The 14,055-nt window shown below is 72.5% G+C and carries 13 protein-coding genes and 3 pseudogenes; 8 read left to right on the top strand and 8 right to left on the bottom strand.

The window, feature by feature from the left end; translation table 11 throughout:
- Positions 1-65: 65 nt before the first annotated feature.
- The 3 genes and pseudogenes from ACFZBB_RS28200 to ACFZBB_RS28190 form a co-directional block, all read right to left on the bottom strand.
- Complete coding sequence (locus ACFZBB_RS28200; RefSeq protein WP_391127954.1) at positions 66-1,265, bottom strand: anhydro-N-acetylmuramic acid kinase; 1,200 nt, start codon at positions 1,263-1,265, stop codon at positions 66-68.
- A gap of 243 nt (positions 1,266-1,508) precedes the next feature.
- Positions 1,509-1,889: pseudogene (locus ACFZBB_RS28195) on the bottom strand (phosphotransferase); the annotation flags it as partial.
- A 141-nt stretch (positions 1,890-2,030) separates the two neighbouring features.
- Positions 2,031-2,549 (bottom strand): annotated as a pseudogene (locus tag ACFZBB_RS28190) (virginiamycin B lyase); the annotation flags it as partial.
- Between ACFZBB_RS28190 and ACFZBB_RS28185 the strand changes: the two are divergent.
- The gene (locus ACFZBB_RS28185; protein ID WP_391127951.1) at positions 2,540-2,779 is read left to right on the top strand and encodes a MarR family winged helix-turn-helix transcriptional regulator; all 240 of its coding nucleotides are present in this window, start codon (positions 2,540-2,542) and stop codon (positions 2,777-2,779) included. The pseudogene ACFZBB_RS28190 and the gene ACFZBB_RS28185 overlap by 10 nt on opposite strands.
- Positions 2,780-2,800: 21 nt before the next feature.
- Here the strand turns inward: ACFZBB_RS28185 and ACFZBB_RS28180 are convergent, their stop codons facing one another.
- On the bottom strand, positions 2,801-3,346 hold the full coding sequence (locus ACFZBB_RS28180) for a GNAT family N-acetyltransferase (RefSeq protein WP_391127948.1): 546 nt from the start codon (positions 3,344-3,346) through the stop codon (positions 2,801-2,803).
- A gap of 183 nt (positions 3,347-3,529) precedes the next feature.
- Here ACFZBB_RS28180 and ACFZBB_RS28175 point away from each other — a divergent pair, with 183 nt between their 5' ends.
- Entirely contained in the window at positions 3,530-3,973 is a 444-nt protein-coding gene (locus ACFZBB_RS28175; RefSeq protein WP_391127944.1) for a glutaredoxin domain-containing protein, read from the top strand.
- On the opposite strand, the gene ACFZBB_RS28170 is transcribed toward ACFZBB_RS28175, so the two are convergent.
- Both ACFZBB_RS28170 and ACFZBB_RS28165 read right to left on the bottom strand, forming a co-directional pair.
- Positions 3,963-4,448, bottom strand: a complete 486-nt coding sequence (locus tag ACFZBB_RS28170) for a GNAT family N-acetyltransferase (RefSeq protein ID WP_391128061.1) — start codon at positions 4,446-4,448, stop codon at positions 3,963-3,965. The two genes, ACFZBB_RS28175 and ACFZBB_RS28170, sit on opposite strands and share 11 nt — an antisense overlap.
- Positions 4,449-4,559: 111 nt before the next feature.
- Positions 4,560-4,859 (bottom strand): annotated as a pseudogene (locus ACFZBB_RS28165) (class I SAM-dependent methyltransferase); the annotation flags it as partial.
- A 137-nt stretch (positions 4,860-4,996) separates the two neighbouring features.
- On the opposite strand from ACFZBB_RS28165, the gene ACFZBB_RS28160 reads away from it, so the two are divergent.
- Positions 4,997-5,578, top strand: coding sequence for a TetR family transcriptional regulator (locus tag ACFZBB_RS28160; RefSeq protein ID WP_391127941.1), 582 nt, complete (start codon positions 4,997-4,999; stop codon positions 5,576-5,578).
- A gap of 63 nt (positions 5,579-5,641) precedes the next feature.
- On the opposite strand, the gene ACFZBB_RS28155 is transcribed toward ACFZBB_RS28160, so the two are convergent.
- On the bottom strand, positions 5,642-6,565 hold the full coding sequence (locus ACFZBB_RS28155; protein ID WP_391127937.1) for an NmrA family NAD(P)-binding protein: 924 nt from the start codon (positions 6,563-6,565) through the stop codon (positions 5,642-5,644).
- 109 nt (positions 6,566-6,674) lie between these two features.
- On the opposite strand from ACFZBB_RS28155, the gene ACFZBB_RS28150 reads away from it, so the two are divergent.
- The gene (locus ACFZBB_RS28150; RefSeq protein WP_391127934.1) at positions 6,675-7,241 is read left to right on the top strand and encodes a TetR family transcriptional regulator; all 567 of its coding nucleotides are present in this window, start codon (positions 6,675-6,677) and stop codon (positions 7,239-7,241) included.
- A gap of 159 nt (positions 7,242-7,400) precedes the next feature.
- On the opposite strand, the gene ACFZBB_RS28145 is transcribed toward ACFZBB_RS28150, so the two are convergent.
- Complete coding sequence (locus tag ACFZBB_RS28145; protein ID WP_391127931.1) at positions 7,401-7,823, bottom strand: winged helix-turn-helix transcriptional regulator; 423 nt, start codon at positions 7,821-7,823, stop codon at positions 7,401-7,403.
- A 101-nt stretch (positions 7,824-7,924) separates the two neighbouring features.
- On the opposite strand from ACFZBB_RS28145, the gene ACFZBB_RS28140 reads away from it, so the two are divergent.
- The 4 genes from ACFZBB_RS28140 to ACFZBB_RS28125 all read left to right on the top strand — a co-directional run bounded on the left by ACFZBB_RS28140 (position 7,925) and on the right by ACFZBB_RS28125 (position 14,041).
- Entirely contained in the window at positions 7,925-8,776 is an 852-nt protein-coding gene (locus ACFZBB_RS28140; RefSeq protein ID WP_391127928.1) for an alpha/beta fold hydrolase, read from the top strand.
- A 337-nt stretch (positions 8,777-9,113) separates the two neighbouring features.
- Positions 9,114-11,495 carry a chitobiase/beta-hexosaminidase C-terminal domain-containing protein gene (locus ACFZBB_RS28135; RefSeq protein WP_391127924.1) on the top strand — a complete coding sequence of 794 codons (2,382 nt, stop codon included), beginning with the start codon at positions 9,114-9,116 and terminating at the stop codon, positions 11,493-11,495.
- A gap of 180 nt (positions 11,496-11,675) precedes the next feature.
- A complete protein-coding gene (locus ACFZBB_RS28130; protein ID WP_391128059.1) occupies positions 11,676-12,539 on the top strand; it encodes a DMT family transporter in 864 nt (287 codons plus the stop codon).
- Positions 12,540-12,709: 170 nt separating this feature from the next.
- Positions 12,710-14,041: an NtaA/DmoA family FMN-dependent monooxygenase gene (locus ACFZBB_RS28125; RefSeq protein WP_391127921.1), complete on the top strand. Its 1,332-nt coding sequence runs from the start codon at positions 12,710-12,712 to the stop codon at positions 14,039-14,041.
- Positions 14,042-14,055 lie beyond the last annotated feature (14 nt).

Here is a 14,055-nt window from a genome sequence, read left to right as displayed (position 1 = left end):
AGGCGATGCCGACCACGGCCGGCGTGTGCCCCCGCGGACCGTGGGCCGTCGCCAGACGGTCCGGCTCAGACCGGCGGCAGTACGGCGAGGCGGCGCGGGCTCGGGGCCGGTTCCGGCAGCCGGAGCGGCGCGTCGCCCGGAGTGATCCGGCCCAGTACCCGCGGGGTCGCGGAGCCGGTCGCGCCGGGGACCACACCGGGAATCCCGTGCCAGGTGAGGAAGCCCAGCAGCGCCATCAGATACGCCTCCTTGTCCCCGGCGGGCAGCCCGCGCTCGTCACTGGTGACCAGTAGCGCGGGGCTCAGCCGCTCGCGCAGCGCCGCCATCAGCGCCGGATTGCGCACCCCGCCCCCGGAGGCGACGACCTCGGTGAGCCCGTACCGGCGGCAGGCGTCCGCGACGGTGACGGCCGTCAGCTCCGTGAGCGTCGCCATCAGATCCTCGTCCGACACCGGCGGCAGCCCCGCGCACCGCGGCTCGACGTAGTCGGCCCTGAACAGCTCGCGGCCGGTGGACTTCGGCGCCTCCCGCCGGTAGTACGGCTCGTCCAGCAGCCGGGCCAGCAGGTCGGGGCGTACGGTCCCGGCCAGCGCGAGGCGGCCGTCGAGGTCGCTCCCGGCGCGCCCCCCGGTGACGCGGCGGGCGGCGGCGTCGAGCAGGCAGTTGGCCGGGCCGGTGTCGAAGGCGACGACCGGCTCGTCCCGGCCGCCGACCACCGTCACATTGGCGATGCCGCCGAGGTTCAGCGCGGCCCGGCGGGTCGGTACGGTCCCGGCACCGGCCGACGTGTCGTCCGCGAGCCACAGCGTGTCCAGCGTGCTGGCGAGCGGCGCGCCCTGGCCGCCCGCCGCGATGTCGCGGGCCCGTACGTCCGAGACCACGGGGAGTCCGGTCGCCTCGGTGATCCACGCGGGCTGGCCGAGTTGCAGGGTGCCGAGGGCGCGGCCGTCGGTGATCCAGTGGAACACCGTCTGGCCGTGCGAGGCCACGAGGTCGGCCCGGCCGCCCGAGAACCGCTCGATCGCCCTGACGACCGCCGCCGCGGACGCCTGCCCCACCAGCGTGTCCACCTCGCACACCTCGGCGAGCCCGACAGCGGACGGCGGCAGCAGCCCGAGCAGCCGCTCCCGCGTCTCGGGCGGCCACGGGTACTCCTCGGCCCCGAGCGGCCGCAGCGTCAGCACCTCCCCGTCGAACCCGAACTCACCGACGGCGACATCCAGGCCGTCCATCGAGGTGCCCGACATGAGACCGACGACGATCACGTGACTTCTCCAGGAGTGCGGGGTCTGCGGTCGCCCCAGTATGAGCGGACGTGTCCTCCCCGCTCACCTGGGGCTCCGTGACGTCACGCGGTCGACGCGCGCGGCGGCGTCGCCGTATCGCGGCCTGAACGGTGCGTCTGCCGACCGGACGGGCGTCAACTCCCTTACGCGCTGAGCCCGTCAGCGGATCGAGACCGGCCGCTCGGCCTCGACCGGGCCCACGTCGCAGGCGCCCGTCGCCGTCGCGCCCGCCGATTCGCCGAGCCCCTCGACGGTGGCCACCTCGCCGTCCAGCCACCGGGTGACCGCCCACGGCCACGGATAGCCGAGGTCGGGCCGTCCGACAGCTACGGGTACGGGGACGGCCAGCGGCAGGTGCGCGGCGAGCCGGGGCAGCCACCGCGCCTCCTTCGCGGCCTGGCCGACGGCGCCGGAGTGCCGCGGCAGACGGACGGACAACTCCCGGCCCAGCCGGTGGATCACATGATCGGAACCGGCCGCACCGAGCGGTTCCAGGGGAAGTCCGGCCCACTGCGGGAACTGTCTGTCGACCAGCCGTCGTACCAGCGCGGTGTCGATCACGGGGCGGAAGTCCGCGGTGCCCGGAGTGTTCTGCGTGGTCAGGACGGCCTCCTTGAAGCGGTGCGATCGATACGGCTCAGCGGCCGCGACCGTCCCAGCGGGCGAGGCGCGGTCTGTCGGGCGGATTTCCGGGCGGGGCCGGTGACGACCCGCCCGGCCCCGCCGAGGCGGCGGGTCGCCTCCGGGCGCGAACCGTGCGACGGCTCCCACCTCCAGGGCCGGCCAGACAGCGCCCTCCGGACCCACGGTGATGCCGTGTGGCTGCGACGAAGCGGTCGGCAGGTCGTACGCGGTGATCTCGCCGCTCGCCGCGCGGTGACCGATGCGGTTGGCTCCCCATTCGGTGAACCAGCAGTCCCCCACGGAGGCCGCGACGACGGCGTGCGGCTTGGCCGTACGGTCGGGGAGCGGGAACACCTCGATCCGCCCGTCCGTCGTGATCCTGCCGATCTGCCCCGCCGCGATCTCGACGAACCACAGGGCGACCCCGTCGCTGGTGATGCCGACCGGCGCGGCACCCGGAGTCGGCAGGGGGTACGGGTCGACCGCGCCCTCGACGGTGACGCGGCCGATCGCGCTCGCCAGATGGAGGGTGAACCAGAGCGCCCCGTCCGGGCCCGGAGTGATGACCGTGGGGCGGCTCTCGGTCGAGTCCAGCGGGAATTCGCTGAATTCGCCGTCGAGGGTGAGACGTGCGATTCTGCCGCAACGAACTGGCCGAAAGCGGGCTGCTCGAACGCTCGCCCAACCCCGCCGACCGCCGGCAGAACATCATCGCGCTCACCGGGCCGGGTCGCCGCCGGCTCGTGAAGCTCGACGGACTGCTGACCGAGGTGGAGGACCACGTGCTCGCCCCGCTGACCGAACCGGAGCGCGCCGAGCTGGCCCGAGTCCTCACCGCCGTCGTGGACCACCACGGGCAGCACATGTGAAACCGGCCCGTGCCCGCGTCCTCAAGCGGCCCCTGGCGAGGGCTTCCAGTCCTCGGCCAGGAGCCCGAGCAGGACCTCGTCCAGGAACTCGCCCATCACCCACGCCGACGAGCGCAGCACGCCCTCGCGGACGAAGCCGTTCCGCTCGGCGGAGCGCAGCATCGCGTCATTGTCCGCCAGCGTCTCGATCTGCAACCGGTGCAGGCCGCGCACGACGAAGCCGTACTGGCACAGGACCGCGACCACGTCCGTCCCGTAGCCCTTCCCCCGAGCGGACGGCAGCAGCCCCAATCCGATGTGCGCCGACCGGTTGTGGGTGTCGATACCCCAGAGCGTCGCGGTGCCGACCAGGGCGCTGCCGTCCAACTCCACCACGGAGAAGGCGACGTGCCCCTCCTCCTTGTCGTCCACGAACAGCCGCGGATCCTTCGACTCGGGCGAGACCGGCCGCCACGGGCCGCCTTCGGCCCGCGCGGCGTTGACCACGTCGTTGTAGAGCTCGGTCCGCAGGACCGGGATGTCATCCGCGTGCCGGGCCCTCAGCCCGACCTTGTTCCCCTTGAGCATGCACGTTTCCTATCCGAGCCCGTCGGCCGACGGCAAACCGAATACCGGCGTCGTCGACCGACGGCGACGCGTCCCGCGCGAGGCCGACTCCGGTTGTCCTGTCGTCCGGTTGTCCGGTGGGCGCGCGGGCGAGCCGCGGCCTGGCCCGCGAGGCGGTTCACCGCACCGATAAGCTGCCTGATCATGATGCGTGCGTGGTTCCTGCCGATGCTGCTGGTCCTCTGCGGCGTGGCCGCCGCGACCGGGCTGATCCTCGGCGGGAGCCCCGGCCGGGCCGCGACCTTCCTGCTGGCCTTCGTGCTGCTCGCCGGGCTGAACTCGCCTCTGGTCTTCCCCCGGTCGATCGGCGCGTCCGAGGCGCAACGCCTCAGCGCCGCCGACGGCCGGCCGATCGTCTACTGGCGGCCGGGCTGCAAATTCTGCCTGCGCCTGCGCTTCCGGCTCGGCCGCAGTGCCCGCCGGTTGCACTGGGTCAACATCTGGCGTGACCCGGCCGCGGCGGAAGCGGTGAGGGCGGTCAACGAGGGCAATGAGACCGTCCCGACCGTCGTCGTCGCGGGCCGGCCGTACACCAACCCCGATCCCGCGTGGGTGCGCGAACAGCTCTCCCCGTCCGCTACGGCGTGAGGGCGCGGCGGTACGTCAGGCCGGGGCGGCCGGAGAACTGGCGCTCGCCGACGACGGTGAAGCCCGTACGGGCCAGTACGGCTCGGGAGGCCGCGTTGTCGAGGGTGGTTCCGGCGCGCAGGACGGTCAGCCCGTAGTCGGTGGCGGCCGTGCGGCACAGTTCCCGTACCGCCCAGGTGGCCAGGCCCCGGCCCGCGGCGCGTTCGGCGATCCGGTAGCCGAGGTCGGCGCCGCCGTCGGCGACGTCGACGAGATTGATCCGGCCGAGGACTTCGCCCTCCGCGCCGGTCACGACGTGGAAGTAGCAGGCGCCGGTCTCCTGCTCGGCGAGCCGGTCGCGGAGGTGGTCGTCGAAGCGGGCGAAGAAGTCGTCGCCCCGGTCGGGGATCGTCGCGGCGAAGTAGGCCCGGTTCTCCCGCTCGAAGGCGAGCAGGGCGGGGGAGTGGTCCGGGTGGAGCAGTTCGATCTGGGGCATGGTCAGGAATATAGGCAGTTGGGCCGCCGTGCGGCCTGTGGTTTTCCGTCGGCCGGGCCCCAGCGCCCGCGCGGCCTTCGCCGCTCCCGCTACCGGGTCGATCCAGTGCCAGGCCGTACCGGCCACGACCGCGTCGAAGTCCCGGCCGCCGGGGCCCCACGCCTCCAACGTCGCGACGTCGGCCGTGACACCGAACCGCCGTGCCACGTCGGCCATCCGCGCGTCCGGCTCCACCCCGAGCACCTGGCATCCGGCGCCGAGGAACTGCCGGGCGACGATGCCGGTGCCGCAGCCGACGTCGAGCACGTCGGGCCCGGGGGCGGCCGTGCGGATCCGCTCCACCAGAGCCTCGGGGTAGCGGGGGCGGGCGCGGTCGTAGCGTGCGGCGTCGGCGCCGAAGGACTCAGCCATCCGCCGGTGCTATGGGGCTGCTCGATGGGCGGGCGCGGTGGCTCGGCCGGTAGAGTGGGCAGGCGCCCACTCTAGGTGGGCGCCTGCCCACTCGACAATCGGGTGCGGCTCACGCAGGAGACGAGGGCGGGCGCGCGGTGCCGACAGGGGTAGCCATCCGGGACGTACGGGAGCAGCTTTTCGACGCCGCCGAGCGCATCCTGCTCCGGGACGGGCCGAGCGCCCTGACCAGCCGCGCGGTCACCACCGAGGCGGGCTGCGCCAAAGGCGTCCTGCACCGGCACTTCGCCGACTTCGACGACTTCCTCGCCGAGTTGGTCCTGGACCGCGTCGCCCGTGTCGGTCAGCGGTCCGCGGATCTGCGCGCCCGCGCCGGGACCGGAACCCTCGCCGACAACGTCGCCGACGCGCTGACGGGCCTGTTCGAGTCGGTCGCGGTCGCGATCGTCAGCCTGATCACCTTCCGGGACGACCTGCGCGCCCGCCTGCGCCGGTCCATGCCGACCGGGGTCCCCCTGCTGCATCAGGCCGCGGAGATGATCGCCGCCTACCTCCGTGCCGAGCGCGACCTCGGCCGCCTCGCGCCGGACGCGGACGTCGGCTCCCTCGCCCCGACCCTGATCGGCACCGGCCATCTGCTGTTCGCCGACCGCAACGGACCGCCGCCGACACCCGCCGCGATCCGCAAGGTCGTCGCGGCCGTCCTCCCCGGCGCCTGAGGGACGGCTCACCGCGGGCTCCGGCCGGTCGCGGTGCGGGCGCGTTCGCCTCGCGGGTGCGGTTCAGGCCGCGGCCACCATGTGCCGCCGCGCCCACTCCTCGAAGCCGGTGAGCGGGATGCCGAGGTCCCGCGCGTACTGCGGGCGGCCCGGCTGGTCGACCGCGTTGAGCCATTCATGCGAGGCGGCCATGGCCGGCATTCCGGCGGCGAGCGCCTCCTGCTCTGTCATGTCCGGCGCGGGCAGGTGCGTGCCCAGGGCCCGCGAGAGGACGTCGGCGATCTGAGTCATCGACAGGTAGTCGCCCGCCAACTCCAGTTCGACCCGGTCGAACCGCTCCGGATCGGCGAAGGCCGCCGCGGCGGCGCGGCCGATGTCGTCCACCGCGATCAGCGACAGATGGGTGTCCGGCCTGAGGACGCTCACCAGGCCGCCCTCGATGCCGCGCGGGAACAGGAACGCCATGGACGGAAGGAAGTTCTCCATGAAGAAGCCGGGCTTGAGCAGCGTCCAGTGGGGGAAACCCGCCGCGCGGACCGCGTCCTGGATCGCGCTCTTGGCGCCCAGGACGGGTTCCATGTAATGCCAGCGGCCCTCGGCCCAGCCGGGCGCCTCGGTGTGCTGACCGGCGCCGGTCACGGAGGTGTGCACGAACTGCGGCACGCCTGCGGCCTTCGCGCCCTCGACGAGGTTGACGCCTTGCGTCACCTCTCCCTCGAAATCGAAGCTCTCCGCCGTCATCTCGGGCATCTGTACGGAGAAGACGGCGCGGACGCCCTCCGCGGCCCGGACCACGGAGCCGCGGTCGCGCAGGTCGCCGGTGACCAGTTCGGCGCCGAGCGCCTCGACAGCCTTGGCCCGGTCGGTGGCCGGATCGCGGACCAGGGCGCGGACGGGGACGCCGGACGCGAGCAGGGCGCGGGCGGTGGCTCCGCCCTGCCGGCCGGTGGCGCCGGTGACCAGGACCGGTGCGGGGCGTGCGGACATGATGCTCCTCGGGTGCTCGTGCGCTCGGAGACTAAACGGCGGGGCCCGCCGTTTCTCTACCGGGTACGATATGGCGGACCCCGCCACTTGGCAACCATGGAGGTAGGCCATGCCGGATGGCCAGCGCGCCGACGCCCGGCGCAACTACACGCGCATCCTCACCGTGGCCCAGCAGGAAGTCGCCGCCCACGGCGCCGACGCCTCGCTGGAACAGATCGCCCGCACGGCGGGGGTCGGCTCCGCGACCGTGCGGCGGCACTTCCCCACTCGCCAAGCGCTGCTGGAGGCGGTCTCCCGGGAGCGGATCGAGGCCCTGCGCGTCCGCGCCCACGAACTGACCGGCGAAGGCGAGAGCCGCGGCGCGCTGCTGGAGTGGCTCGGCGACGTCCTCACCTACTGCGTCTCCGCCCGCGGTCTGGCCACCGCGCTGTCCTACAACGCCGCCGGAGTCGACCCGGTGCACAACAACAGTTGCTCGGCCACGCTCGAAGAAGCGGCGGGCCCGCTGCTCCGCCGCGCCGCGCGGGACGGCGCGGTGGCGGAGGACGTCACCACCCTCGACCTGATCACCCTGCTGGTCGGCATCGCCCTGGCCACGGAGCACGCCCCCGACCCCGCCGCCCGCGCCCGCCAACTCTTCGACCTGTCGGTGGCGGGCCTGAGCCCCCAGCGGTGAGCGACGGCGCCTGGCACGCACGCCCGCCGCGTTGCCTGAATACCCGAATAGCTCCGCTGTGCGGGCATCCCGGCGCCTTGCGCTCAGGGGGTCCGCCGGGACGGAGTCCGGGGGAGCACCAGGCACCGCCTGGACCGCCCATGATCCGCCGGACAGGCCCTAGTCGGGAGACGGCCCGTCGGCGAGCCGGTTGTTGCGGTCGATCTCCGGCATGTGGGTCTCGGCCCAGTCGCGCAGGGCGGCGAGGGGGCGTTCGAGGGACAGACCGAGGTCGGTGAGGCGGTAGTGGACGGCGGGCGGCACCGTCGGTTCCACGCGGCGCGTGACCAGGCCGTCGCGGACCAGGCTCTGCAAGGTGGCGGACAGCATCTTCTGCGAGATGCCGGGGATACGGCGCCGCAGTTCGGCGAAGCGGACCTCGCCCGGAGCCTGCTCGGCCAGCGTCTTGACCGCCATCGACGTCCACTTGGTGCCGATGCGGTCGAGCAGCTGGCGGGTCGGGCAGCGCGGATCCAGCAGGTCACCGCGGTCGCCGGGCCGCGGCCCGGACGTGCCCGGTGCGTCGGGCCTGGACGTGGTCACCTGGGGCTCACCACCTGAGGGGAAAGTGCCGTCTTGGGCGGACCAGGTTAGTTCCCTAGCGTGATCTTGTCACCATCGGTTACCACTCCTGGAGTCCCGTCATGCCCGAACTGCGCCGCGTGCCCGTCAACGGTGTCGAACTGAACGTCGCCCTCGCCGGATCGGGTCCCGCCGTCCTGCTGCTGCACGGCTTCCCGCACACCTGGGAGGTGTGGACGGACGTCATGGCCGATCTGACCGGCCGCTACCGCGTCATCGCGCCCGACCTGCGCGGCTTCGGCGCGAGTGGTCCGGCCGCGTCCGGGTACGACGCGGGCACCCTGGCCGAGGACGCCGCGGCGCTCCTCGCCGCGCTCGGCGTGTCCTCCGCCGCGGTGGTGGGCATCGACGCGGGCGCTCCCGCGGCCTTCCTCCTCGCCCTGCGCCACCCCGGCCTCGTCCGCCGCCTGGTCGTCATGGAATCCCTGCTGGGCGCGCTGCCCGGCGCCGAGGACTTCCTCGTCGCCGGACCGCCGTGGTGGTTCGGCTTCCACCGCGCGGCGCCCGGCCTCGCCGAGACCGTACTGGAGGGCCACGAAGCCGAATACGTCGACTGGTTCCTGCGCTCCGGCACGCTCGGCGAGGGAGTACGCCCCGCTCTTCGGGAGGCGTTCGTGCGCGCGTACACCGGCCGCGAGGCGTTGAGCCGCGCCTTCTCGTACTACCGCGCCCTGCCCGAGAGTGCGGCGCGGATCGGCCAGGCGGTCGCCGCCGGCCGCCTGACGGTGCCGACGATGGCCCTGGGCGCTCAGCCGGTCGGCGACGTGCTCGCACGCCAACTGCGCCCCCTGGCCGACGATCTCACCGCACACCTCATCGAGGACTGCGGCCACATCATCCCGCTGCACCGGCCGCGCGCCCTGCTCGCGCTCCTGCGCCCGTTCCTGGCCCGCGACGACGCGGGCAGGGCGTGACCGGGGCAGGGCGTGAGCCGGGGGCAGGGGATGACCGCGGGCACGGCGTGACCGGGGCGGCGCACCACGGATCCCACGCCGCCCGCACGCCCCACTCGAATCGTTCACTGTGTGAATCCGGTGCATGTGCTTGACGGCTCGCCATGGCCACTTGACACTGCCTTACGGATTCGGGATTACCGCCATCCGCAGATTGAGAGCGTTTTCAAGAGACTGAATCAAAGGGCCAAGGCGGGATCTTGGCCCTGAATGTGCAGTGCCGAGCGCGATCCACCCCCACATCTCCGCGCTGACCCTGGTGTTCACTTCGCGAACCCAGGCGAAAGGACCCCCACACATGCGCAGATCCATCCTCCCCGCCCGTACCGAGGGCACGCCGCGTCGGCAGCGACGCGTGGTCGCCCTGCTCGGGGCCCTCGTCCTCGTTCTGGCCGGGATCATCGGCCTCACCCAGACCGTCGGAACCGCCTCGGCGGACGCGTCCGACTACACGCAGAGCGTCGCCCAACTGAACGCCACGCAGGCGCAGATCACGTTCAAGCCCACCACGGCCGCCGCCTACGTCGACGTCCACTACCTGGTCAACGGCGCGAATCAGCAGAACGTCCGGATGACCAACAACGCGGGCGTCTGGACCCAGACCGTCAGCTCGCTGACCACCGGCACCGTGCTCGACTACTGGTTCACGTACGAGAAGAGCGGCCCGCAGTACGACACGCCGCACTTCTCGTACACCCAGGGCAGCGGCAGTACGACCGGCGGCAGTACCGGCGGCACCGGAACGACCGTCGCCACGCCGACGTTCAGCCCGGCGGGCGGCACCTTCAGTTCGGCGCAGAGCGTGACGATATCCGACGCCACCTCGGGCGCGAGCATCCGCTACACGCTGGACGGCTCCACGCCGACCGCCTCCTCCACGCTCTACAGCGCTCCGCTGAACATCTCGGCGAGCACCACGGTCAAGGCGATCGGCATCAAGTCCGGGTCCACCAACTCGGCCGTGGCCACCGCCAGTTACACCATCGGCTCGACCTCGGCGAGCTGCCCGACGCAGTCGGACACTCCCAACTTCGGGTCGAGCGTCCACATTTACGACCCGTCGATGTCCAGCGCCACCATCCAGGCGCAGCTCGACGCGCAGTTCGCGCAGCAGAAGGACACCCAGACCGCGCAGTTCAGCAACAACCGGGTCGCGCAGCTCTTCAAGCCGGGCACGTACAACGTGTCCGACAACGTCGGCTTCTACACCTCGGTGGCCGGTCTCGGCCAGAACCCCGACGACGTCACGATCAACGGTGACGTCACCGTGGACGCCTTCAACGCCTCCGACGCGGGCAACGCGACCCAGAACTTCTGGCGCTCGGCGGAGAATCTGGCGATCAACCCCTCCAGCGGCACCGACCGTTGGGCCGTCGCGCAGGCCGCGCCCTTCCGCCGGATCGACGTGCACGGCGGGCTCGCGCTCTACCCGGCCAGCTACGGCTACGCCAGCGGCGGCTACATCGCCGACACCAAGGTCAGCGGCCAGGCCGCGTCCGTCTCGCAGCAGCAGTGGTACACCCGCGACAGCAACCTCGGGAGCTGGGCGGGCGGCGTGTGGAACATGGTCTTCTCCGGCGTCAACGGCGCCCCGGCCAACACCTTCCCGAACCCGCCGGAGACCACGCTGGCCACCACCCCGGTCTCCCGTGACGTGCCGTACCTGTACGTCGACAGCGCGGGCAAGTACCGGGTCTTCCTGCCGTCGCTGCGCACCAACGCGTCCGGACCGAGCTGGGCCAACGGCAGCACCCCCGGCACCTCGCTGCCCATGAGCCAGTTCTACGTGGTCAAGGCCGGGGACACGGCCGCGACCATCAACACCGCCCTGTCCCAGGGCTGCAACCTCTTCGTCACCCCCGGCGTCTACCACCTCAACCAGACGCTCAACGTGACCAAGGCCAACACCACCATCCTCGGCATCGGCTACCCGACGTTCGTGCCCGACAACGGCGTCAACGCGATGCAGGTCGCCGACGTGGACGGCGTACGGCTCAAGGGTCTGCTCTTCGACGCGGGCACCACCAACTCCGCCGCGCTGCTGACCGTCGGCCCCTCCGGCTCCACCGCGAGCCACGCCGCCAACCCGACCACCGTCCAGGACGTCTTCTTCCGGATCGGCGGCCAGGTCGCGGGCAAGGCCACCACCAGCCTGATCGTGAACAGCGCCAACACGATCATCGACCACATCTGGGCCTGGCGGGCCGACCACGGCAGCGGCGTCGGCTGGACGTCCAACACCGCCGACACCGGTCTGATCGTCAACGGCGCCAATGTGCTCGCGACCGGACTGTTCGTCGAGCACTACCAGAAGTACGAGGTCGTCTGGAACGGCCAGGGCGGCAAGACGATCTTCTTCCAGAACGAGATGCCGTACGACCCGCCGAACCAGGCCGCCTGGGTCAACCCCAACGGTCAGAACGGATACGCCGCCTACAAGGTCGGCGCGAACGTCACCAGCCATGAGGCGTGGGGGCTCGGCAGCTACTGCTACTTCAACGTCAACCCGGCGGTGAACAGCTACCACGCGTTCGAGGTGCCCAACACCTCCGGCGTGAAATTCCACAGCGCGCTGACCGTCTCGCTCGGCGGCGTGGGCACCATCACCCACGTCATCAACGACACCGGAGCGGTCACCGCGTCCAACACCACCCCCAGCAATGTCGTGTCCTATCCCTGACCCGCTGATCCCCTCACCGTGAACCCACGGTGACGGCGGCCCGGTGCTCCCGCGCAGGCGGGAGCACCGGGCCGCCCCCGCGAACGGGTGAAGCCGGGCCCGTGACCCCCACCCGCGTGTGCGTCGGCGCCGCCCGCCGCCTACGCTGCGCCAGGGGAGTTACGTCACGGGAGGCCGACCCTGCTGGTGCTGTGTGTGTTCTTCGCGTTGCTCGGTGCGGCCAGCAACGCGGTGGGAACCGTCCTCCAGCGCAAGGCCGCGCTCGCCGTGCCGCCCAACGACGCGATGCGCCCGCGTCAGATGCTCGCGATGATCCGGCAGCCGGTGTGGCTGCTCGGCATCTGCGGAGTGGCGGGCGCCGCGGCCTTCCAGGCCCTCGCCCTGGTGACGGGGCCGCTGGCCCTCGCGCAGCCCGTCTTCATCCTGGAACTGCCGCTCGCCCTGCTCTTCAGCGTGCCGCTGCTCGGGCGCGCCCTGCCGCGCGCGGGCTGGAGCGGCGTCGCCTGCATGGTCGCGGGCCTGGCGCTCGCCCTGGGTGCCGCGGCGCCGGGCGGCGGCGCCGCGCAGGCGTCCATGGCGCACTGGGTGCCCGCCGTCCTGCTCTGCGTGGGCGTCATCGGCTGGGCGGTCGTCATCGCCCGCCACCGGCCCTCCGGCGCGCCGAGGGCTGCCCTGCTGGGCGCCGCCTCCGCGGTGGCCAACGCGCTCACCGCGGCGCTGATGAAGTCCGCCGCCGACACCTTCTCCGCGCACGGCGGCGTCGCCTTCCTGACCGCCTGGCAGACCTACGGCTTCGCGCTGTGCGGCGTCACCGCGATCTTCCTGCTGGAGAGTGCCCTCCAGTCCGGGCCGATCATCGCCTCGCAGCCCGCCCTCACCCTCGGCGACGCGACCGTCAGCCTGGCGCTGGGCATCACCGTCTACGGCGAGCACATCCGTACCGGCTGGTGGGTCGTGCCGCAGTTGGCGGCGGTCGGCCTGATCGCGTACGGCACCGTCCGGCTCTCCCGCGCGGTCCCGTTGATCAGGGAACTGGCCGGCTGACGACACGGGCCGCCCGGCACCGGCTCGGCACCGACCTGACATCCACTCGGCTCCGGGTCGACAACGGCCCGGCACCGGCCCGGCCCTGGCGCGGACCGCGAAGGGCAGCTTAAGGGAACCGGTAGCCGCTTCGGCTTCATCCCCGGAGCGGTTCGCCCAAGCATGGGGCCGTGACCGAACGATTCCTGCACCTCAACGTCAACGCCAACGGGCTGGCGAAACCGCCGAACAGTTGGCGGCACAGCTCTCCGCCCACCTGGTTCCTCGACGTCGCCTCCTGGGAGAAGCTCGGGCGGATCGCCGAGCGCGGCCTGCTGGACGCGGTCTTCCTCGCCGACCACCTCGGCGCCACCGACTTCAGCAAGCCGTGGCACGCCTTCGACCCGTTCATGCTCCAGACGGCGGTGGCCCGCGCCACCCGCCACATCGGTCTGGTGACGACCCTGTCCGCGACCTTCTACCAGCCGTGGGACATCGCGCGCCGCGCCGCGACGCTCGACATCGCCTCCGGCGGCCGGGCGGCGGTCAACATCGTCACCTCCGGCGAGGACGCGGCCGCGGCCCTGTACGGGCGGGGACCGCTTCCCGCACGCGAGGTCAGGTACGGGCGCGCCGAAGAGGTGCTGAACGCCGTCAAGCGGCTGTGGGACTCCTGGGACCCGGACGCCCTGGTCGCCGACCCCACGACGGGCGAACTGGTGGACGACGGCCGGGTCCCGACGGTGGACTTCGACGGCGAACACGTGGGCTTCAGGTCGCGGTTCCAGTTCCCGCGCTCCGTGCAGGGGCGGCCGGTCATCGTCCAGGCCGGAGCGTCGCCCCTGGGCATCGAACTGGCCGCGCAGCACGCGGACGCCGTGTTCTGCGCCTCCAACACCCTGTCGACCGGGCAGGAGTTCTACCGCGGGCTGAAGGCCCGCGCCGCCGCCCACGGGCGTGACCCCGACGAACTCCTGGTCCTGCCCGGCCTCAACATCACCCTCGGCGGCACCGAGGCCGAGGCGATCCGGCGCCGCGCCGACCTGGTCGGCCCCGTGGAGGCGGACGACGCCGCAGTGCGCGCGCTGGCCGTCCAACTCGGCGTCCCCGTCGACCTGCTGAGCCTGGACAAGGCCCTGCCCTGGGACTACATCAACTCGCCGCGGTGGAGCCCGCGCAGCGTCGGCGCCGCCAACGGCGTGCTGTCCGTGGCACGCCAGGGCGACCTCACCGTGCGCGAGGTCCTCGAACGCCGCGCGAACGCGCAGAACGCGATCGTCGGCACGCCCGAGCAGGTCGCCGACGAGATCGAGAACTGGTTCACCCAACGCGCCGCCGACGGCTTCAACATCAACTTCGACATCTTCCCCTCCGGCCTGGAGCAGGTCGTCGACCACCTGGTGCCGGAGCTCCAGCGGCGCGGGATCTTCCGCAGGGAGTACGAGTCCACCACGCTGCGCGGCCACTACGGGCTTCCGCCCCTGGTGACCGACGCGAGCAGCGCCACCGCGCGCACGGCCTGATCAGGAGACCGCCA

It is taken from the genome of Streptomyces sp. NPDC008139, assembly GCF_042957025.1.
In the GTDB taxonomy this organism is placed as follows: domain Bacteria; phylum Actinomycetota; class Actinomycetes; order Streptomycetales; family Streptomycetaceae; genus Actinacidiphila.
This window is presented reverse-complemented; position numbering and strand designations above follow the sequence as displayed.